This window comes from Brotaphodocola sp. (genome assembly GCF_050873065.1).
Taxonomy (GTDB): domain Bacteria; phylum Bacillota; class Clostridia; order Lachnospirales; family Lachnospiraceae; genus Brotaphodocola.
The window spans coordinates 38,341-59,126 of record NZ_JBNMIC010000003.1; the positions used below are offsets into that span (position 1 = coordinate 38,341).

The window sequence follows — 20,786 nt, forward strand, 5'->3', positions numbered from 1 at the left end:
CCACTATATAATTTTGATGACAAATTGTCAATCCTAAACCTGAGGTTGTACGAAAAATTCCTACTATTTTTGTAGGAATTTATTTTTCCAACAGAAAAACTGCCGCGAACGACCAGAACAGTCTTTCACGGCAGTTTTCTGTCATGTGCAAATGCAATTATATTTTCAGGGGGAGTGCATTTCTTTTTTGTTGCTGTTTTCTGTTTTTACTTCAGGCCGTTGATGGTGTCTACCAGATAAGTGGTGAACTCTTCTGCAGTTGCACCGTCTTTGTCGGTCGTCACAACGAGCTTGCGCTCCGTAATGGTGCAGATGTCGAGAGCGCGGTCAAGCAGCTGTTTTCTGTCGCCGTATCCGATATGAGCAACCAGCATGCCGACTGCACGGATCAGGGAGCACGGATCTGCGTACTGGCCTCTTCCGTGGTTGATCAGGAACGGAGCGGTTCCGTGAATTGCCTCGAACATCGCATACTTGTTTCCGATGTTGGAGGAAGAAGCGGTTCCTAAACCTCCCTGATGCTCTGCTGCCACATCGGTTACGATATCGCCGTACAGGTTCGGAAGCACGATTACCTCGATGCCCTTGTTGAACTCCGGATCCAGCATCTTTGCACACATTGCATCTACCAGACGCTCCTGAATCTCGATCTCCGGATACTCCTCGCCGACTTTGCGGACACCCTTGATGAAGTTTCCGTCAGCCAGCTTTACAATGTTTGCCTTTGTAACGATCGTCACGTTCTTCTTGCCGTTCTTTCTTGCGAAATCAAAGGCAGCGCGTGCGATTCTCTCAGTTCCCTGCTGGGTCTGTACCTTGAAGTCAACTGCAAGATCATCATTTACCTGAATACCCTTGTTGCCCCAGATGTACTCACCCTCGATATTCTCACGGAAGAAGGTCCAGTCGATGTTCTTGTCCGGAATCTTGATCGGACGAACGGCTGCAAACAGTTCCAGATTGCGGCGCAGCAGGCTGTTTGCGCTCAGCAGGTTCGGCCACGGATCGCCAGCTCTCGGGGTTACCATCGGTCCCTTGAGGATGACATCGCACTTCTTGACTTCTGCCAGAACCTCATCCGGAAGGCTCTGAAGAGTCTCTGCGCGGTGCTCGATCGTCATGCCTTCGATCTCACGGATCTCTACTTTGCCAGACTCCAGCTCATCTTTCATCAGAGTCTTCAAAACGCGAAGTGCCTGTGCCATGATGATCGGTCCGATGCCATCGCCCGGCAGTACGCCGATGACGATCTTCTCCAGCTTGGAGAAATCCTTGATCTCATTGTCCTGCTTCATGCGCTCGATACGCTCAAACTCGGACTTAATCAGCTCTGCAAATTTTTCCTGTGCCACTTCAATGTTCTTGGTGTTGTCGCTCATTGTAAATACCCCTTTCTTCTCCCTATCTAAATTTACTTTGCTTCCTTCTCCATCTCTTCAAGCTGATGCTTTAAGTATCTCAACTGACCGCCGCAGAGGATAACCTCCAGCTCGCTGTCGGACAGATCCAGTTTAGCCTTGAACGTTACGTTCTTGTCCTTATCCTTAATCACAACTTCTCTCGTCTTGATCTGCTCTCTGAGGTTCTCGATCTCAAGCTCATCCATCAGCTCTACTTTGTCATAGTCTGCCGGATCCTCAAACAGCATCGGGATGATTCCGTGGTTAACCAGATTGCCCTTATGGATTCTTGCAATGCTCTTTGCAATGACAGCCTTGACGCCGAGATACATCGGGTTGATCGCCGCATGCTCTCTCGAAGATCCCTGACCGTAGTTCTCGCCGCCGATGATGATGCTCTTTCCGAGGTTCTTTGCTCTCTCGGAGAATTCCGGATCGTAACGGTGATAGCAGTACTTGGACATCAGCGGGATATTGGAACGCATGCTTGAAAACTCTGCACTTGCCGGGGTGATATCATCTGTTGTGATATTGTCCACGGTCTTCAGGCTGATTCTCGCATCCAGATGATCTTCCGGAGCATCCGGAACCGGAAGCGGAGCGATGTTCGGTCCGCGCTTGATCTCAACCTTCTTAGCCTCCTCAAGCGGAAGCGGCTTGATAATCATGGAATCGTCGATCTTGAACATCTCCGGCTCTTTGATCTCTGCAAGTTTCTTTACATCCTCACCCATGATCTCCTCTGCGGTTGCGAAAGTTCCGACAACTGCGGTTGCAGCAGCGCTCTCCGGGCTTACCAGATAAATCTCCGCATTCGGATTGCCGGCACGTCCCTTGAAGTTTCTGTTGGAAGTACGGACTGCAACTCCCTTCGTTGCCGGTGACTGACCGATTGCGCAGCACGGTCCGCAGGCAACCTCAAGGAAACGAACACCTGCGTCAAGAAGCATCTCTGCATATCCGTCTTCCATCAGCTTGCGGTAAATCTGCTTGGAGGAAACGGCACAGGTACAGCTCACATTCTCTGCCACATGATGACCCTGCATCACGAGAGCTGCCTTTGCGATATCGGAGTAGCTTGCATTTGTACAGCTTCCGATAAATACCTGCTGAACCGGCTTCTTCTCGACCTGGCTCATCGGGATTACGTTGTCCGGCTGATGTGGGCAGGCAATTAACGGCTCAAGCTCACTTAAGTTGATCTCCATCTCGTCGTCGTACTCACATCCCTCATCCGGTCCGAGCTCTACGAACTCATCCTCACGTCCCTGGGATCTCATAAACTTGCGAACCTGCTCATCTGCCGGGAAGATGGAAGTTGTTGCACCCATCTCAGCTCCCATGTTTGTGATCGTCACACGCTGGGAAACCTCAAGAGTCTTTGCACCCGGTCCAACGTACTCATATACATTTCCAAGACCACCCTTGATCGTCACGCGGCGCAGCATCTCAAGAATGACTTCCTTGGAGTTCACACCCGGACGAAGCTCTCCGGTCAGGTTTACCTTGATAACTCTCGGCATCTTCAGACGCATCGGAACGCCGGTCATTGCCGTTGCAATGTCCATACCGCCGACACCGATACACAGCATACCGATCGCACCGCCGTGAGGAGTATGGCTGTCACCACCCATGGAGAGCTTTCCCGGTGCACCAAAGCGAGCCACCTGAACAGCATGGCAGATTCCGTTACCCGGACGGGAAACATGTACGCCGAAACGCTCTGCTGCCGACTGTAAGTAAATGTGGTCATCCGGAGTCTTGAAATCCAGATACAGCAGGTTGTGATCGAGATAGCTGACTGCTTTCTCCACACCGATGCGGTCAATGCCGATCGCCTCAAATGCAAGATAGGTCATAACTGCATTGATGTCATGGGTCAGCGTCTGATCTACCTTCAGATAAATCTCCTTTCCCGGAATCATATCCGACGGTTTTGCAAGATGCGCCGCAAGAATTTTTCTTGTTAAGTTCTGAGCCATAGTAACCCTTCTCCTTTACATGTGAAATATATGACAATTCATGTCATGTCCGCTCAACTTTCAAACCTTTGAGGTTTTGTCCCTCTCATTTGATAATTCGATTATAGCAAGTGTGCATCCAGTTGTAAAATGCCATTATTTTCTTGATTACCATGAGCTTTTACTCATGGTATTTTCTTGCAAACGTGAGGGCTTCGTGATACACTGACATTATAGATAAAATCAGATCGGAAAATGATGCCAATAAGATAGCGATACATAAGTGGCGCTCCTACGGCTGAGTAAAATTCATGCAAACTCGTTCTCACTCCGAGTAAATCAGCGGAAGCGTCACTGGCGCTTCCTCGATACGCAGAGCGGACGTAGCGGTGCATAAGACTGCAAAGTACGCAGTCTAAACACCGACGTCTCACACGGGTTTGCATGTAATCTTCTCAGCCTCCGTCGCGCCCCAAAATCGAATTTTGATCAAAATACTGGAATTAATAAACACTTTATTCATTAATATTTTTAAAATGAAAACTTAGGGAAGGAGAAAAGTAATTTTATGGACTTCAGACAGCTTCAATATATTACCACCGTCGCCCAGTACCGGAATATCACAAAAGCTGCCGATGCTCTTTTCATCTCGCAGTCTGCACTGAGTCATTACATTCAAAAAGCAGAAAAAGAACTCGGGATTCAGCTTTTTGACCGTTCTACGACACCGCTGACTCTGACGCTCGCCGGAGAACACTATATCGAGACAGCACGCCGGATTCTGCTTGAAAACGATCAGCTGATGAAAGTCTTTCGCGACATCACCCACCACATGACCGGAACACTCCGCATCGGCACTTCCAGAGAACGCGCCTCCCACATGATCCCGCGTCTTCTCCCGCAGTTTTCTGAGCGTTATCCGGGGATTGAAGTGACGATTCTCACTGACAGCGGATATAAGCTGACAGAGGCACTGAGAGAGGGACGGATCGATCTCGTCTTTCTTCCGGTATATGGCAGAGAATCTTTTTCTGGGATCGAGATGCAACCACTCTATCAGGAGGAGCTTGTCCTCGTTGCACGAAAAGGTTACGTTCTCGACAGCCAGCGTCTTCCCGGACACCCGTCAAGCGTAGACCTTCGCACATTTAAAAACACTCCGTTTTTTTTGCTCCATCCCCAACACCGGATCCGCTATGCCACAAATGAACTGTTTAAGGCAAGCCATATCCGTCCACCGGTCAAGATGGAATTTTCCAGCAACGTCACAAGCTTCCAGATGGCAACCACCGGCATGGGCGTTGCAATCATGCCATACCAGATCATCTGCCTGACAAAATCTGAGGAACCGGTCGAACTCTTCTCTCTCGGCGCAGAACCCGTGACCTGGGATGTCCAGGTCTGGACGCGAAAGGGAGCTTATCTCGGTCAGCCGGAGCGTGACCTCATAGAAATGACGAGGGAGAAATTCAAAAATGAATTTCTCCCCCGCCCTGACTCCATGGAACTCACTGAAAAATAACAGGCTGTTCCAGATATTCCGTCTGAACAACGACATATGGATAGGATTTCTCCGTTCCACTCTCCTCGGCACTCTCCGGTCCTTTTAATTCCGTATCGATGACGATCGCATTCTCCGTCAGATACAGCTCATTTACCACAATGCTGTATCCGCCGGAGGGCTGCTCGCCATATCCCACCGCTATGTAAAGTCCGCCGTCATTCGTGTATGTCAGCTTAAACGGAGATGTCTTCTTTTCCTCCGTCAACTTTCTGAGTTCTTCCGGCAGTTCTTCCGCCGCTGTCACCGTAAAATCCAGATCACGCACCTTGTCCTTGTTTTCTCTTGTCACGCTGCATCCAGTCATCACGTGCACCACAAGCACCCAGAGAATCAGACAGCCTGTCAGCAGCAGATTTCCCCCTTTTTTCATAAAAACAGGCCTCCCAGGAACAAATTGTGTACTACTAATCTATTCCAAGAAGACCTGCGATATTCCGATATTTTTATCCATTCATTTTTCAAAAACATTTATTTTCATCCGAAGTGAACACATATTTCTTTGAACACATCTCTGGCACTTCTTTATTTCACTTCCGTCGATGTAGATCAGGCGTTATGTATTATCGATGTTGCGCTCCGAGGCGGGAAAGATTCTGCAAACCCGTGTGAGATGCCGGTGTTTAGGTCGCGTACTTTGCGACCTTATGCACCGCTGCATCCGCCCAGCGTATCGAGGAAGCGCCAGTGACGCTTCCGCTGATTTACCCGGAGCGAGAGCGCATTTGCAGAACTTTCACCGCCAGAGGAGCGCCCATCTAATGCCCATCTAATGTCCATCTAATGTCCACCTAATCCCTAATCACTTATCTCACTCCAAAGCGATACAAAAACTTCTGTCCCGCAAACAGCAGAATCCGGTCTGCAGGAAAACCGAGAAATCCAAGCGTGAAAATTCCGATGAAAATCCAGTCTGTCTTGTAATACAGACGCGAGGTATAAATCAGATATCCGATTCCCTCAGAAGCTGCAAGCATCTCCGCTGCGACAATGCAGATGATCGCTCCGCTTAAACCGAGGCGGATTCCGGTAAAAATCTGCGGGACCGCCGACGGTGCAATCACGGTAAAAAAGATTGTCCGCCCCGATGCCCCGAGAGAGCGCGACGCCTCAACCAGAGACGGATCAACTGCCCGCACTCCTGCGATCGTGTTGATCATGACAGGAAAGATCACTGCGTAGAAAATCAGCGCCGTCTTGGAATTTTCGCCCACACCGAACCACATCAAAAACAGTGTGATAAATCCGATTGCCGGAACAAAACGGAAGAAATTCAGGAACGGCTCCAGCACCCATCCGACCTTCTTAAAATTTCCAATGCAGAGTCCGACCGGAACTGCAAAAATCACACCGAGAAGCCATCCCCGAAGCACTCTCTGGAGACTGACCGCAATATCCATCCCAAGGGTTCCGTCCTCGATCAGAGCTCCTGCTCCGGCAAATGTCGCTGCCGGTCCCGGAAGGAAATCATCTGTATAGAAAAGTGATCCCACCTGCCAGACCACCAGAAGCAGAATCCATGTCACTGCCCCGCATTTTAATATCTGATTGATGCCGTTTTTCACACCAGACACCTCCGCTTTCCCATTTCTTTTTCTCTCACATATATCCTATATCTATGTATCTATATCAGATTCCACGCTTCTGCTCCATTACTCCATTTATTTATCCATTTATTTAGATGTAGAAGACATCTCCCGGAGTCAGAAGCTCATTCTTTAAGAGATGCGCCTCCCCGTCATGGAAGATATAAAGCCGGTAGATCAGCACATCCACTGCATCTCCTTTTTTGAGCGGTTCCTCCTCAAGCGGCCAGGATGCCGCAATCTTCAGCCCTTTCACATTGATCTGCAGTTCCGTGTAGCTTCCACGGAATGCTGTCTCCTCGACAACGCCTCTCTCGTAGGCACTCGGGAAATCGACCGCCTCCCCGGCACGCACCGCCTTGACAAACTCCGGCCGGATGACTGCCTCCGACTCGCCAAATTTTGCTGAAAATCCCTTCAGTCTGTCATATCCGTCCAGCCGGATCGACTCGCCGATAAACTGTGCGACAAACGGAGTTTTCGGATTTTTGTAAATCTCAATCGGGGTTCCGCTCTGCTCCACTCTTCCACGGTTCGTCACAATAATCTCATCTGCGACCTCCACCGCCTCATCCTGATCGTGAGTGACAAAAATACTTGTGATTCCAAGCTGTTCCACCATCTGTTTGAGCCATGCGCGAAGTTCCTTCCGGACTTTCGCATCAATCGCCGCAAACGGCTCATCGAGAAGCAGAAGCTGTGGATCAGGAGCAAGGGCGCGGGCAAATGCCACACGCTGTCTCTGTCCGCCGGAGAGCTGCCCGGGGAGACGGTTTTCCAGTCCCGGAAGACCGACAAGATCGAGAAGTTCCGTCACCCGCTTTTTGATTGTCTGCTTGTCCTGCTTTCTGAGTTTAAGTCCATACGCGATGTTGTCGTAAACCGTCATATAGGGAAACAGCGCATAGTTCTGAAATACAAATCCGATTCCCCGCTTCTCAACCGGCACATCGTTGACACAGACTCCGTCAATCAGAACATCCCCGCTGTCCTGATGTTCCAGTCCCGCAATCATTCTTAAAATCGTCGTCTTTCCACTTCCGCTCGGCCCGAGCAGCGCCGCAAGCGTTCCTTTTTCAATCGAGAATGACACCTGATCCGATGCCTGATAATCTCCAAATTTTTTATTGATATTTTTCAGTTCGAGGTACATATCACTCAGCCACCTTATCCGGATATAATTTCTTGATTGCCGTCAGATCTGTGAAATCTTTCAGATCGTAATCCTTCGCAAATTTTCCATTTTCAAGCGCCCACGCCTTGATGCCGTCAAAATGTTCCACAGCCTCCTCCGGGAAGTCGAGATCCATCTTGTAATTCTCGAATTTATCGATAAACTGCTGTTTCGGAACTTTCAGCTTATTCTCAAGAATTCCGGCTGCCTCATCCGTATTCTCCTCAACCCACTCCTGAGTTGTCTTAACCGCCTTCACAAAACTCTCAACCGTCTCCGGATTCTGTGCCAGATACTCGGTCGAGCTGATCAGGTACTGGTCGGTGTAGAGCCCGATCTCATCCATCGATACGAGCGCTTTCATTCCGGCCTCCTCGAGTTTCTTTGCATCGACTCCGCCGGCCCAGAATGCCACGCCCTGACCGGTCGTCATCACTGCAAGTGCTGCCTGGGAGCTGTCCACTCTCACAAGATTCTGCTGGTCCTCCGGAATTCCTGCCTTTTCATAAGTCACAGCATTCCAGTAATCCCACGCCGTTCCCGGAAGTGTGAGGAAGCCCTGATCTGCCAGATCGGAGAGATCCTTTACCTTGTCCGGATTCACATAGAGAGAACTTCCCGTGCCCTGCGCAAGACGAAACAGAATTCTTAAGTTTGTCTTATCCTGTGTATTTCCAATCCGGTTTACTGCTGCGTAATCTGCGAGATCACCGATGTCAGCCTGACCGGTCACAATCGCATCGACGGTGTTGATTCCTGCCGCAAACTCAGTCACTTCAAGTTTGATTCCCTCGTCCTCAAAAAATCCTTTTTCCGTTCCGACAATCGCAAGCCACTGGTCTAAGTTGTTGGACATGACTGCTTCACGGACGACCGTCAATCCACCGTCTCCACTCTTTTTCGTGTCTGAAGTACTCTGAGCTGAGTTTTCGGTGCTTCCGGCAGTTTCTGCACTCTTGGAACCTGCGGAACATCCGCTCAAAAGACTCATTCCCAGTGCTGCCGCCGTGATCCATGTAAGCATTTGTCTTTTTCTCATAATCATGTCCTCCTCTTTCCCACCTTCGCCTTTTCAAGCCGGCTTCCCGGAAACCGAAACGGGTTTTGCCATCTTTTTCCTATACTTTCTTGTGTCCTTCGGTGTTAGTGCGTATCTTACAGGCAGATCGAAAGAAAGTCAACGTGAGAACAAAAAAGGCGAATTTTTTCATGGATCGTCCGAAAACATTCTGGACTCTCCGAAAAAATTCGCCGAAAAAATACCAATCCGATACCTATACAATACCTATACGATATCCATATAAAATTTTTTTATTCTTTTGCCCTGCTGATCTTTCCTGATCTTTCATGCCCTCTAATGAGCCTCACAGATTTCCTACTGGTCATTTCCCGCAAAATACTCCTGAGTCAGTTTCACAACTGTTCCCGCAAGCAGGAAGAGTGCAATCAGGTTCGGGATTGCCATCAGTCCATTGAAGGTCTCCGCAATGTTCCACATCAGACCGAGATCTGCAGTTGCACCGAGAATCGCAACCAACGAATAGGCAACCATGAACGGACGGATCACGCGCTCAGAAAACAGGAACTCAATACAGCGTGCTCCGTAAAGTCCCCATCCGAGAATCGTGGAGAATGCAAAACAGCACATGGCAACCGCCGTAAAGATGGATACCCAGTTGCCGTAAGTGGAGGTAAATCCCTGGATCGTCAGCTCTGCACCTGCTGCCTGACCGTAAGGAATCGCAACCTGGCTGCAAAGAATGACGAGCGCAGTCAGTGTGCAGATCAGAATGGTGTCCGTAAATACCTCAAAGATTCCAAACATTCCCTGCTTTACCGGTTTTCTCGTATCCGCGCACGCATGAGCGATCGATCCGGTTCCGAGTCCCGCCTCATTCGAGAAGATACCGCGGGAAACTCCCTTCTTCATACTCATAAACATGCTTCCCACAAGTCCTCCGGTGACGGAAGCCGGCTTGAATGCGCCCTCAAAGATGGAAGCAAACACAGCCGGAACATGGCGGAAGTTTACAAGAACCACGCCAAATGCCAGAAGAATGTAGAGCAAAGCCATAAACGGAACCAGTTTCTCGGTAACCTGTCCGATTCTCTTGATTCCGCCAAGCAGAATCAGAGCCACAAGAATCGCAATCACAACACCGATGATGAGATTTGACATTCCGATATTTTCGGAAGTAATCACCTGATAATTCAAAAGTGCAGAATTGATCGCCGTTGTGATCGTGTTTACCTGGGTCGCATTTCCCGTTCCGAATACAGTCAGGACGCCGAAAGCAGAAAAGAGGTATGCAAGCCAGATCCATCTCTTTCCGAGTCCGTTCTTGATGTAGTACATCGGACCGCCGACCTGGTCTCCCTCCGCATTCGTCTCACGGAAGTGAACCGCAAGCGTCACCTCCGCAAATTTTGTGCACATGCCGAGTGCCGCAGAGATCCACATCCAGAAGACAGCTCCCGGTCCTCCGATCGCAATCGCACCTGCAACTCCCGCGATATTTCCGGTGCCGACCGTCGCTGCCAGAGCGGTGCACACTGCCTGGAACGGGGTGATCGCTCCATCAGAGGCATTTCTCTTTCGAAACATTCGCCCGATCGTCGTCCGAATCGCATACGGAAACTTTCGAATCTGGAGAAAACGGGTGCGGATGCTTAAGTAGAGTCCCACTCCGATGATGCAGACCATCGCCGGAACTCCCCAGATGAAATTATTCACAGCGGTGTTAATTGTCTCGATTGTCTGTAACATGAGATTACATTTCCTTTCATAAAAATACCGACCATAAAAACAAAAAATCGGAAAAAAACAGAAAAAGCATACCATAAAATCAGGGGATTGTAAAATTTTCTTTGCTGAGAGCAGAGAAAAACTCACAAAATAAGAGGGAACCGGCATCATTCTCCTGCCGGTCCCCCTTTGAACCTGATTTTTTACCAAAAAAATCTGATTTTCTAAAAAACAATCTCTTTGTTTTCTTTTCTCCACTGTCTGAACTCCGCAGAAGCTGAGAGCAGCAGATCAGAAGAAGAGTTTAACGCCGTCTCGACGGAATCCTGAATCACACCGATGATGAATCCGATTCCAACCACCTGCATCGCAACCTCATTCGGAATGCCGAAGAGTCCGCACGCCATCGGGATCAGAAGCAGGGAACCACCTGCAACACCGGATGCTCCACATGCGGAGAGTGTTGCAAGAACACTCAGAATAATCGCACTCGGGATATCCACATCGATTCCGAGAGTATGTGCCGTTGCGAGTGTCATCACTGTGATCGTGATCGCAGCACCATCCATGTTGATCGTGGAGCCGAGCGGAATCGTGACGGAATAGGTGTCCTTATCAAGTCCCATCTCTGCACACGCCTCCATATTGATCGGGATGTTTGCAGCGGAACTTCTCGTGAAGAATGCAGTGATCGCACTCTTTTTCAGGCACTTGAAAATCAGCGGGAACGGATTCTTGCGGATGCACCAGAATACAAGAATCGGGTTCGTCACAAAATAGATAAAGAGCATGGAGCCGACAAGCACTGCAAGAAGTTTTCCGTACTCCGTGAACGCAGCCAGACCGTTTGTCGACACCGTATTGTACACCAGACCGAGAATACCGAACGGAGCAAAGCTGATAATCCAGGTCACAGTCTTTGAGAGTGCCGCAGATACATCATTCAGCATCTTTTTCGTCGTCTCTCCCGCACTGCGCAGACCAAAGCCGAGCAGAACTGCCCAGAACAGAATGCCGATGTAATTTGCCTCCGTGAGTGCTTTCACCGGATTTGACACGATGTTCAGCAAAAGATTTCTCAGCACATCTGCAATTCCCTGCGGCGCCGCCATGTCGACCGCCTCTGCATTCAGCGTCAGCGAAACCGGGAAAAGCATGCTCGATGCCACTGCAACCACTGCCGCAAGAAAGGTACTGAACATATACAGGATGATAACCGTCCGGATCACGCCGCCGTGGCTCTTTCCGGAATAACAGAGCGAACTGATAACCAGGAAGAAGACGAGAAGCGGTGCCACCGCCTTCAACGCTCCCACAAACGCATCGCCAAGGATTGCGACTCCCCCTGTTCCAGGACATACAAGTCCCAGAATCGTTCCAATGATCAGACCCGCCACAATCCTTTTTACCAGACTGATCTGATTCCATGCCTCAAAAAGCTTTTTCATAGATTTTTCTTCTTTCTCTGTAAATTTTTCGCCCCTCTGGTTCCCTCGCCATGCGCGAATGTTTTTATTATACACAATTCGCCATAAAAATACAAATGTTTTTATACAGCGGACATTTTCATTAAATTGTCTTTGTTGCTGTACGCGGGTAGGCATTTTCCGAAGGGAAAATGCCGTATGATAGCGTGACGGCAGAAGATTTTGCATTTTTTCACACATACTTTTCTTTTTCTTCTAATAGGATGTAAAAAACGTGTTCGGAAGGACATTCATGAAAGATTATATTGAAGAACGGGCGGTTGCTATCGCCAACTACATCATCGACCACAATGCCACTGTACGCCAGACCGCAAAAAAATTTGGAATCAGCAAGAGCACGGTCCACAAGGATGTGACCGACCGGCTTGAACATATCAATCCGTCCCTCGCTGCCCGCGCCCGAATTGTCTTAAACATCAATAAATCCGAGCGCCACATCCGGGGCGGACTTGCAACCCGGGAGAAGTACCAGCACCGGCTCGCCATCTGCAGTCAGGAAGAACCAAAATAATTCCTGTGGATTTTACTCTTGACAAATCCGCTGTTTTTTCATACGGTTATCTCAGTAAATGATAAATTTTATCATTTATGTTTTTCGTTCGTAATTATTACTACATACATAAGAGGTACAGACATGACATTACGAGATTTACCGATCGGAAAAACCGCTACCATTCTCTCCGTCGGAGGTGAGGGCGCACTGCGCCAGCATTTCCTCGACATGGGTTTGATTCCAAAGGGAGAAGTCACCATGGTAAAATATGCTCCCATGGGCGACCCGATGGAACTGCGGATTCACAGCTATGAGCTGACTCTGCGTCTGGCAGACGCGGAAAAAATTGAAATTGAAAACATCCGGGATGCAAAGGCCGTCCCGCCCGCACCGGCGCCGGATGCAGAGGCGCTTCCCCATCCGGGACTCGGTGAGGGCGGACGTTTCCACCAGAAGGAAACGGAAAATCCGCTCCCTGACGGAACGATTCTCACCTTTGCTCTCGCCGGAAATCAGAACTGCGGAAAGACAACCCTGTTCAATCAGCTGACCGGATCGAACCAGCACGTCGGAAACTTTCCCGGCGTGACCGTCGACCGGAAAGACGGCGTCATCCGCGGATACAAGGAAACACTGGTGACGGATCTGCCTGGCATCTACTCGATGTCCCCATATTCAAGCGAAGAACTCGTCACCCGAGATTTTCTTCTGCGCGATCACCCGAAGGGCATCATCAACATCGTCGATGCGACAAACATTGAGCGAAATCTTTACCTGACGATGCAGCTGATGGAACTCGATATCCCGATGGTTCTCGCCCTGAACATGATGGATGAGGTCCGCGAAAACGGTGGCTCCGTGATGATCAACAAGATGGAGGAGATGCTCGGCATCCCCGTCATCCCAATCTCTGCCGCCAAAAACGAGGGAATTGACGAGCTGATCTCTCATGCCGTCCACGTCGCCAAATATCAGGAATGTCCCATGAAGATGGACTTATGCGATGTCAACGACGACGGCGGTGCTGTCCACCGCTGTCTGCACGCGATCATGCATCTGATTGAGGACCACGCAAAGCGCGCAGACATTCCGCTCCGCTTTGCCGCCTCCAAGCTCGCGGAGGGAGATTCCCTGATTCTTGAGAGCCTCCATCTCGATCAGAACGAGAAAGAGACTCTTGACCACATCCTCTGCCAGATGGAAAAGGAGCGCGGTCTCGACCGTGCCGCGGCAATCGCCCACATGCGTTTTGACTTTATTGAGAAAGTCTGTGACGCCTCCGTCATCCGCCCGAAAGAGAGCAAGGAACATTTGAGAAGCGTACAGATCGACCGGATTCTGACCGGAAAGTACACCGCAATTCCCTGTTTCATCGGAATCATGGGACTTGTGTTCTACCTGACGTTCGGAGTGATCGGAGCAGCGCTCTCCTCGCTCCTTGACCTCGGAATCTCCGCTCTGTCCGACTTCGTTCAGAGCTGTCTGATCTCCTGGAATGTCAGCGACGTGATTCAGTCTCTCGTGATGGATGGCCTGTTCAACGGCGTCGGCAGCGTGTTAAGCTTCCTGCCTGTTATCGTGACCCTGTTCTTCTTCCTCTCGATGCTTGAGGACAGCGGATACATGGCACGTGTCGCCTTTGTGATGGACAAGCTGCTGCGAAAAATCGGTCTGTCCGGGCGAAGCATCGTCCCGATGCTCGTCGGTTTCGGATGTACGGTTCCCGGCGTCATGGCAAGCCGGACCCTTCCGTCCGAGCGCGACCGCAAGATGACGATTCTTTTGACCCCGTTTATGAGCTGTTCCGCGAAACTGCCGATCTACGCTTTCTTCGCAGCGGCATTTTTCCCGCATCAGAGTGCACTCGTGATGGCGCTTCTGTATTTTGGCGGCATCATCATGGGAATTCTCATGGCACTCATCTTCGGGCAGACCCTGTTCCGCGGAGAGGCTGTCCCGTTTGTCATGGAACTTCCAAACTACCGGATGCCGGGGGCAAAAAATGTCGGTCATCTGCTCTGGGACAAGGCAAAGGATTTCCTCCAGAGAGCCTTCACGGTCATCTTCATGGCAACTCTTGTGATCTGGTTTTTGCAGACCTTTGACATGCACTTAAACATCGTCACCGACTCGAAGGACAGCATCCTCGCCTGCGCAGCCGGCGTGATCGCACCGATCTTTGCACCGATGGGATTTGGCGACTGGAGAATCTCCACTGCACTGATCACCGGATTCATGGCAAAGGAGAGTGTCGTTTCCACGCTCTCCGTCCTGTTCGGAAACACGTCCACACTGATCTCCACAATCAGCCCGCTTGCAGCTGCAAGCCTGCTCGTCTTCTGCCTGCTCTACACGCCCTGCGTTGCAGCGATCGCGAGCATCCGCAGAGAGCTCGGCGGCCGCTGGGCCTTCGCCGTTGTGCTGATGCAGTGCACAATCGCATGGATTGCAGCCTTTGCCGTCCATCTGATCGGAAGCCTGATCTGATTGTTAACGATCAAAACAAAACCTCTAAATCATTTTTATACATACAAAGAGACAGCCGTAAAACGCATCCTGCGCCTTACGGCTGTCTCCATCTTTTCATTTATGATTTCTAATTTTCCATTATTGATTGATCTCATCACTCCAAAGACCACCGGACCTACTCGGCGCGATAATAAATCTTCCACTTTCCGCTCCGGTAACGCCAGATAAAGCAGGATGCGCGCACAATCCAGTCCACAACCATCGCAATCCACACGCCGATCGCCCCGAGTCCCATTCCGATTGCAACCACATAGCTGAGTCCGATTCGGAAAATGATCATCGATCCGATCGAGATCACCATCGGGAACTTCACATCGTTTGCAGCACGCAGAACACTCGTCAGAGTGAACGAAGCCGGCCACAAAAAGATCGCACAGCCGTCATGGATCAGCACCAGCGTCGATGCAAGTGCAAGCGTCTCATCCGAAAGTCCATATAATTTCAAAATCATCGGCATCGCTCCGAGCACTGCAAGACAGGTCACCGTATTGACCGCATATGTCACTGTCATCAGTTTTTTCGTGTAGTACTTTGCCTGGTCATAATCCCCGGCTCCGACGCACTGACCGATCACGGTGATCATTGCAAGATTCATCGCAGATCCCGGAAGAACTCCCATGGAATCGAGGTTGTTTGCAACTGCATTTGCCGCGATCTGGATTGTTCCAAAGCTTGCAATGATGCCGACGACAAGCACTCGTCCGAGCTGGAAAATACTGTTTTCCACCCCACTCGGAATTCCGATATTCAAAATCCTGTGAATCATTCTTCCATCCAGATGAAGTCCGTTCGTTCCCGCATGAATGTCGAGTGCCGGATTCTTAAGTCTCAGATAGAGAATCACGCAGGCGGTCATTCTCGAGATCAGGGAAGCAAGTGCCGCACCTGCCACTCCCCAGTGGAAGCCGAAAATAAATACATAGTCGCCCACCGCATTCATCATATTCATCAGGATCGAAACCTGCATCGAGATCCTGGAATTTCCCATTGAGCGAAACAGCGCCGCACAGGAATTGTAGACTGCCAGAAACGGGTAAGAGAATGCGGAGAGAATCAGATAAGTCAGCGCATTCTGCATCACGTCAGCCTCGATATCACCGTACAGAATCGAGAGAAACGGTCTTCTGAAAATCAGGCAGAGCAACATCATTCCGACTGCAATCAGTGCCGTAATCAAGAGCAGCTGGTCCGCCGCCTGACACGCCTTCCCCTTGTCCTTCTGCCCCAGATACTGCGACGAGACCACCGCTCCACCTGTCGCGACCGCCGCAAAAATATTGATGATCAGCGTGTTCACCATATCCACCAGAGAGACGCCCGATGTCGCCGCCTCCCCTGCACTTGAAACCATCACCGTATCCACCATTCCGACCGTCACTGCCAGAATCTGTTCCACCACAAGTGGCGCAATCAACCACCACAGCGCCTGATTGGAAAAAAGTTTCCCTTTTCTCTCTTGTTCTCCCATGATCCGTCACACTCTTTTCCTAAATTTATTATCCTTTACTGCTGTTCGAATTTGTTCTGTTCCATTCTAGTTGATTTTTCCTTTTTTGACAAGATGACTCTGTTTGCTATTTCTTTCCCTGTATGTTATACTGACTCACGGGGATATTTTATATGAAAAAACGACAATTTTCTATTTTTCTTATCGTGATTGCCGCCGTTATCGCGCTGGCATTCAGCCTGATTTTGACTCAGCAAACCTCGACAGACCATTCTTCGTCTGCCCTCCCGCACCTGAAAATCGGATATGCCACTTATCCGCCGTTCACCAACTACAATGAAAACGGAGATCTGATCGGCATAGATGCAGATTTTGCAAAAGAAACCTGCAGGCGAATCGGTTATGAGGCAGATTTTATTCCGATCGACTGGACAGAGAAAGACCAACTTCTAAAAGACCACACGATCGACTGCATCTGGTGCGGATTTAGCATGGACGGGCAAAATGAGAAGTACCAGTGGGCAGGGCCTTACATGAAAAACAGACATCTTCCGATTGTTCTGGCAGACAGTCCCTACCAGACTGCCGCCGATCTGAGCGGAAAACCGATCGCTGTACTGGCAAATTCCCAAACGGAATATCTGCTTCTCAATCATCAGGATTTCATCGAAATTCCGACAACCGATCAGGTTTACTGTTTTTCTGATCTTCTGGAAGTCCGCAGTGCTCTTCTGGATGGATACTGCGAAGCGATTTACGCCAATGCAATCGTCTGGAACAACCTGCTTGAAGAAGAGAAGGAGACGTACCGTTTTCTGGACAGAGATTCCTATCTCTCCGACCTCGGAATCGCCTTTTCCAAGGACACCGATCCTGCTCTGATCGCCAAAATCAATCACACTTTGGAGGAAATGAATCGCGACGGCACGTCCTTTTCCATTCTTCAAAATTACCACCTCGAAACAGACTATTCGATTCCATCAGAATAATCAGAAGGAGAACTGCGATACCATGAATCGCCTTAAAAAGCTTCACCAGACTTTTGATTTGACTCTCTGCGGATGGAAACTGCTCGCCATCACGGGAGTGATTCTTCTTTCCCTGACCTATGCCATTTTTACGGAAATTGATCTCTCCTCGCTGAATGATCTCTCCTCAGAGACGCTTTCTTCCGCAAGCCACCACCTCGCCTACTATATGAATGAGAGCGCCTCTCACCGTACAGACACGCTCACTGCTCTCGCAGATAAGGCAAACGGACTCTGCAAATTTCTTCGCGAAAAAAATGATCCCAATGATCCAGATCTATTAAACCGCGAAGAACTTGCCGACTATACCGAACGTCAGCATCTCGGTGGTCTTTTCGTCGTCGATGACAGCCTTCAGGCAGTCTGCCAGTTTGACAGGGAAAATCTGACCTGCGATGACTGGAGCGAGGAACTTCACTCTCCTGCAATCTCCAGCATTCTCCGTTTTCCCCAGAAACATTACATGAGTCACACCGTAAAAAACGGAATTCCCTACGATTTCGCCGCCATATCCCGGACGGATGCCCCCGGTCTGATTCTTGTTTACTGGAAAAGAATGATGCAGGAGGAAGAATTTCAGGCAAGCGCACTCGGAGAGCTCTTTTCCAACTACACCCTCCAGCGCGGAGGCACAATCCTTCTTCTCGAAGATCTCTCTGACATCTCCGGAATGCCGGCAAGTTCGAACCCCCTGGCAAATCTCTCCGACAGCAAGGAGGATTTTTCAAGACCTCCCGCTTCAGACTCTCTCCTGGACACCACTTCCCTGTTCTCCTGCGACTTTGAGCATCGGTATCACGGTCTTCTGAAAGGGCAGATGCGGGGGCAGACCTGGTACGGAGATGCTATTCGAATGGATGGATACACGATCTGCGTCTTTTTCCCGGACTCAGAAGTCTTCCGTGAACGTTCCATCGCAATGTGCTTTCTCTTCTCGTTTTACATCATATTTATGCTGGTTCTGCTCCTGATCCAGAGACATTTGGATGCCAAAAATATGGCGCAGATCAACCGCCAGTACCGCATCATCGAGGCGATCGGAAATGTCTATGAGACAATTCTGATGCTTGATTTAAAGACAAATATCCTTGAGCCGATCACCGCTCCGGATTACCTGTTTGATGATATTCCGTACCGTTTTCCAGCTGACAAGATTCTTGAGACTTGGGCCAAAAAGTATGTTGCCCCGGACTATGTCCAGAAACACCGCGATTTTATGGAACTCTCCACGATTCAGGAGCGTCTCGGAACAAATTCGCACATTGAGCTCAAATATCTGCTCAACAGCGGTATGTGGTGTCAGGTCATGATGATTCCGAAACGCTATGACGAGAATCATCAGATCGAGGCGGTTCTTCTCGTCACGCGCAACATCACCGAAGAAATGCAGCACGAGCTTGCCGTCACCAGACAGATTCAGGAGGCAGCCGACGAGGCGAAAAAGGCAAACGCCGCAAAGACGGATTTCCTTCGCCGCATGAGCCATGACATCCGCACACCGATCAACGGCATCCGCGGAATGATCGAGATCGCCAACCATTTTCCTGACGATATGGAAAAGCAGAATGAATGTCGGAGAAAGATTCTTCAGGCTTCCGACTTTCTTCTCGATCTCGTCAACAGCGTTCTCGACATGAATAAGCTAGAATCCGGCGAACTGATTTTAGAGGAGGTTCCATTCTCCCTTCGGGAAGTCTCCCACGAAGTCGGTACAATCATCCGCCCGCAGACTTTGGAACATGGTCTGAATCTGAGCACGAAAGCGCTTTTCATCCGCCATCATTACCTGATCGGAAGTCCGCTCTATCTGCGCCAGATTCTCTTAAATCTTGCCGGAAATGCTGTCAAGTACAACCGCCCGGGCGGTTCCATCTGCGTCTCCTGCCAGGAGATTTCAAGCGATGAGACGACGGCAACTTTTGTCTTCTCCGTTGAGGACACAGGGCTCGGTATGAGTGAAGAATTCCAGAAGCACCTGTTTGAGCCGTTCTCTCAGGAGAATGTCGCAAGCCGGACCTCCTACACCGGAACAGGACTCGGTCTCTCGATCACCAAAGAGCTGATTGAAAAAATGGGCGGCACCATCACGTTCACGAGCAGACAGAATGTCGGAACAACCTTCCATGTAACTCTGCCATTTCGGATTGACACAGACCATCTCGATTCCGGTTCCTCCCTCGCACTCAATCCGAACTGTAACTTGGACGGGGTCCACGTCCTGCTTGTCGAGGATAACGAGCTCAACCGGGAGATCGTGGAATTTCTTCTCCAGAACGAGGGCATTCTCGTCACAAGCGCTGTCGACGGGCAGCAGGCCCTCGATAAATTTCAGGAGTCAACGCCCGGGACTTTCCATTTCATCCTGATGGATGTGATGATGCCGGTGATGGACGGTCTTGAGGCGACACGGCGCATCCGTGCTCTCAATCGCCCGGATGCAAAGAACATTCCGATCTTTGCCATGACTGCAAATGCCTTTGCCGATGACATCCGCCAGTGCAAAGAGGCAGGCATGAACGAACATCTCGCCAAACCGCTCGACTCCAAGCGCCTGCTTGAGCTGATGCACCGGTATTTCTGTATGCAGAAGGAGGAGGGGCAATAACGGTTTCAAGCCGACGCTCGCGGAGACTTTGCGCGTGATTCTGATTAGCTTTGCTGACATCTTCTACTCAGAATCACTGCGCATCCACTCTGAGTCATAGCGGAATATACTCATCATGTTCACGGTCTTTTATTAATGGATATTGATGTGATATCTCTTAACATTTGAAAATCCAGTATGCGGAATGATTTTTTCTAAAACTCCGCCATTCTTTTCTATTACTTTTGCAGAAGCGATATTTGGTTCGTTACACGTAATCAGTATTTCAGACAATCCATAGTTGTCTGCTTCTATCAGCGTAAGTTTGAGAATCTCTGAAGCATAACCCTTTCTTCTCTGCGAAGGGCGGACACTATATCCGATCTGTCCGGCAAATGTTTGGATAAAGTCATTCGTCCCAAGACGAATATCCGAAATTCCGATTAAATGATCGTTGTTATCAAAAGCCAGGAAAACAGCCTCATCAACCAGCCCGTAGTGAGGAATGTACTTATGTTCCAACCAATTTTCGTAATTTTCAGCTTGCTCCAATCCAATGCCACCACTTATCCTCTCTTTTGCCCTTAAAAATTCTTCCCGGAAATCCATAACGGCATTTTTATGTTCTTTTTGGGGCATCATTAGTTTTAGGGTAAACATATCCGCTCTCTCCTCTATTTTATCTATCTTATGTTTCATCATTTTTTACAAGAAGAGTGAAGGCAAAGTATACCTCATATCCGCCCTTCTTGGTTTTTGCTCGCTCAGAATGATAAGTTTCTCCTTGTAT

Annotated in this window: 16 protein-coding genes; 5 read left to right on the forward strand and 11 right to left on the reverse strand. The window is 49.5% G+C overall.

Translation table 11 applies throughout. The features are described 5' to 3' along the window. Positions 1-206: 206 nt before the first annotated feature. Both ACR0QE_RS01690 and ACR0QE_RS01695 read right to left on the reverse strand, forming a co-directional pair. Complete coding sequence (locus ACR0QE_RS01690; RefSeq protein ID WP_432626653.1) at positions 207-1,379, reverse strand: isocitrate/isopropylmalate family dehydrogenase; 1,173 nt, start codon at positions 1,377-1,379, stop codon at positions 207-209. Between the two features lie 32 nt (positions 1,380-1,411). Beyond that, positions 1,412-3,382, reverse strand: a complete 1,971-nt coding sequence (locus tag ACR0QE_RS01695) for an aconitate hydratase (RefSeq protein WP_432626654.1) — start codon at positions 3,380-3,382, stop codon at positions 1,412-1,414. Positions 3,383-3,929: 547 nt separating this feature from the next. On the opposite strand from ACR0QE_RS01695, the gene ACR0QE_RS01700 reads away from it, so the two are divergent. After that, complete coding sequence (locus tag ACR0QE_RS01700; RefSeq protein ID WP_432626655.1) at positions 3,930-4,883, forward strand: LysR family transcriptional regulator; 954 nt, start codon at positions 3,930-3,932, stop codon at positions 4,881-4,883. Here ACR0QE_RS01700 and ACR0QE_RS01705 read toward each other — a convergent pair. The 7 genes from ACR0QE_RS01705 to sstT form a co-directional block, all read right to left on the reverse strand. After that, positions 4,870-5,295: a protease complex subunit PrcB family protein gene (locus ACR0QE_RS01705; protein ID WP_432626656.1), complete on the reverse strand. Its 426-nt coding sequence runs from the start codon at positions 5,293-5,295 to the stop codon at positions 4,870-4,872. The genes ACR0QE_RS01700 and ACR0QE_RS01705 overlap by 14 nt on opposite strands. 272 nt (positions 5,296-5,567) lie before the next feature. Next, positions 5,568-5,702, reverse strand: a complete 135-nt coding sequence (locus ACR0QE_RS01710; protein WP_432626657.1) for a hypothetical protein — start codon at positions 5,700-5,702, stop codon at positions 5,568-5,570. 26 nt (positions 5,703-5,728) lie between these two features. Continuing rightward, entirely contained in the window at positions 5,729-6,487 is a 759-nt protein-coding gene (locus tag ACR0QE_RS01715; protein WP_432626658.1) for an ABC transporter permease, read from the reverse strand. 112 nt (positions 6,488-6,599) lie between these two features. Further along, positions 6,600-7,661, reverse strand: coding sequence for an ABC transporter ATP-binding protein (locus ACR0QE_RS01720; RefSeq protein WP_432626659.1), 1,062 nt, complete (start codon positions 7,659-7,661; stop codon positions 6,600-6,602). 1 nt (position 7,662) lies between these two features. Continuing rightward, positions 7,663-8,721: an ABC transporter substrate-binding protein gene (locus tag ACR0QE_RS01725; RefSeq protein WP_432626660.1), complete on the reverse strand. Its 1,059-nt coding sequence runs from the start codon at positions 8,719-8,721 to the stop codon at positions 7,663-7,665. 336 nt (positions 8,722-9,057) lie between these two features. Next, positions 9,058-10,449, reverse strand: a complete 1,392-nt coding sequence (locus ACR0QE_RS01730) for an alanine/glycine:cation symporter family protein (protein ID WP_432626661.1) — start codon at positions 10,447-10,449, stop codon at positions 9,058-9,060. A gap of 203 nt (positions 10,450-10,652) precedes the next feature. Next, positions 10,653-11,876 (reverse strand): serine/threonine transporter SstT, encoded by a 1,224-nt coding sequence (gene sstT / locus ACR0QE_RS01735; RefSeq protein ID WP_432626662.1) that lies wholly within the window; start codon positions 11,874-11,876, stop codon positions 10,653-10,655. A 271-nt stretch (positions 11,877-12,147) separates the two neighbouring features. On the opposite strand from sstT, the gene spoIIID reads away from it, so the two are divergent. Both spoIIID and feoB read left to right on the forward strand, forming a co-directional pair. After that, entirely contained in the window at positions 12,148-12,426 is a 279-nt protein-coding gene (spoIIID, locus tag ACR0QE_RS01740) for a sporulation transcriptional regulator SpoIIID (protein WP_432626663.1), read from the forward strand. 123 nt (positions 12,427-12,549) lie between these two features. Beyond that, positions 12,550-14,895, forward strand: a complete 2,346-nt coding sequence (feoB, locus tag ACR0QE_RS01745) for a ferrous iron transport protein B (protein ID WP_432626664.1) — start codon at positions 12,550-12,552, stop codon at positions 14,893-14,895. 157 nt (positions 14,896-15,052) lie between these two features. Here feoB and ACR0QE_RS01750 read toward each other — a convergent pair whose 3' ends face one another. Next, a complete protein-coding gene (locus ACR0QE_RS01750) occupies positions 15,053-16,405 on the reverse strand; it encodes an MATE family efflux transporter (RefSeq protein WP_432626665.1) in 1,353 nt (450 codons plus the stop codon). A 152-nt stretch (positions 16,406-16,557) separates the two neighbouring features. Between ACR0QE_RS01750 and ACR0QE_RS01755 the strand changes: the two genes are divergently transcribed. Both ACR0QE_RS01755 and ACR0QE_RS01760 read left to right on the forward strand, forming a co-directional pair. Then, positions 16,558-17,373: a transporter substrate-binding domain-containing protein gene (locus ACR0QE_RS01755; protein ID WP_432626666.1), complete on the forward strand. Its 816-nt coding sequence runs from the start codon at positions 16,558-16,560 to the stop codon at positions 17,371-17,373. Positions 17,374-17,395: 22 nt separating this feature from the next. Beyond that, positions 17,396-20,017 carry an ATP-binding protein gene (locus tag ACR0QE_RS01760; RefSeq protein ID WP_432626667.1) on the forward strand — a complete coding sequence of 874 codons (2,622 nt, stop codon included), beginning with the start codon at positions 17,396-17,398 and terminating at the stop codon, positions 20,015-20,017. A 132-nt stretch (positions 20,018-20,149) separates the two neighbouring features. Here ACR0QE_RS01760 and ACR0QE_RS01765 read toward each other — a convergent pair whose 3' ends face one another. Further along, positions 20,150-20,656, reverse strand: coding sequence for a GNAT family N-acetyltransferase (locus ACR0QE_RS01765; RefSeq protein ID WP_432626668.1), 507 nt, complete (start codon positions 20,654-20,656; stop codon positions 20,150-20,152). Between the last annotated feature and the right edge of the window lie 130 nt (positions 20,657-20,786).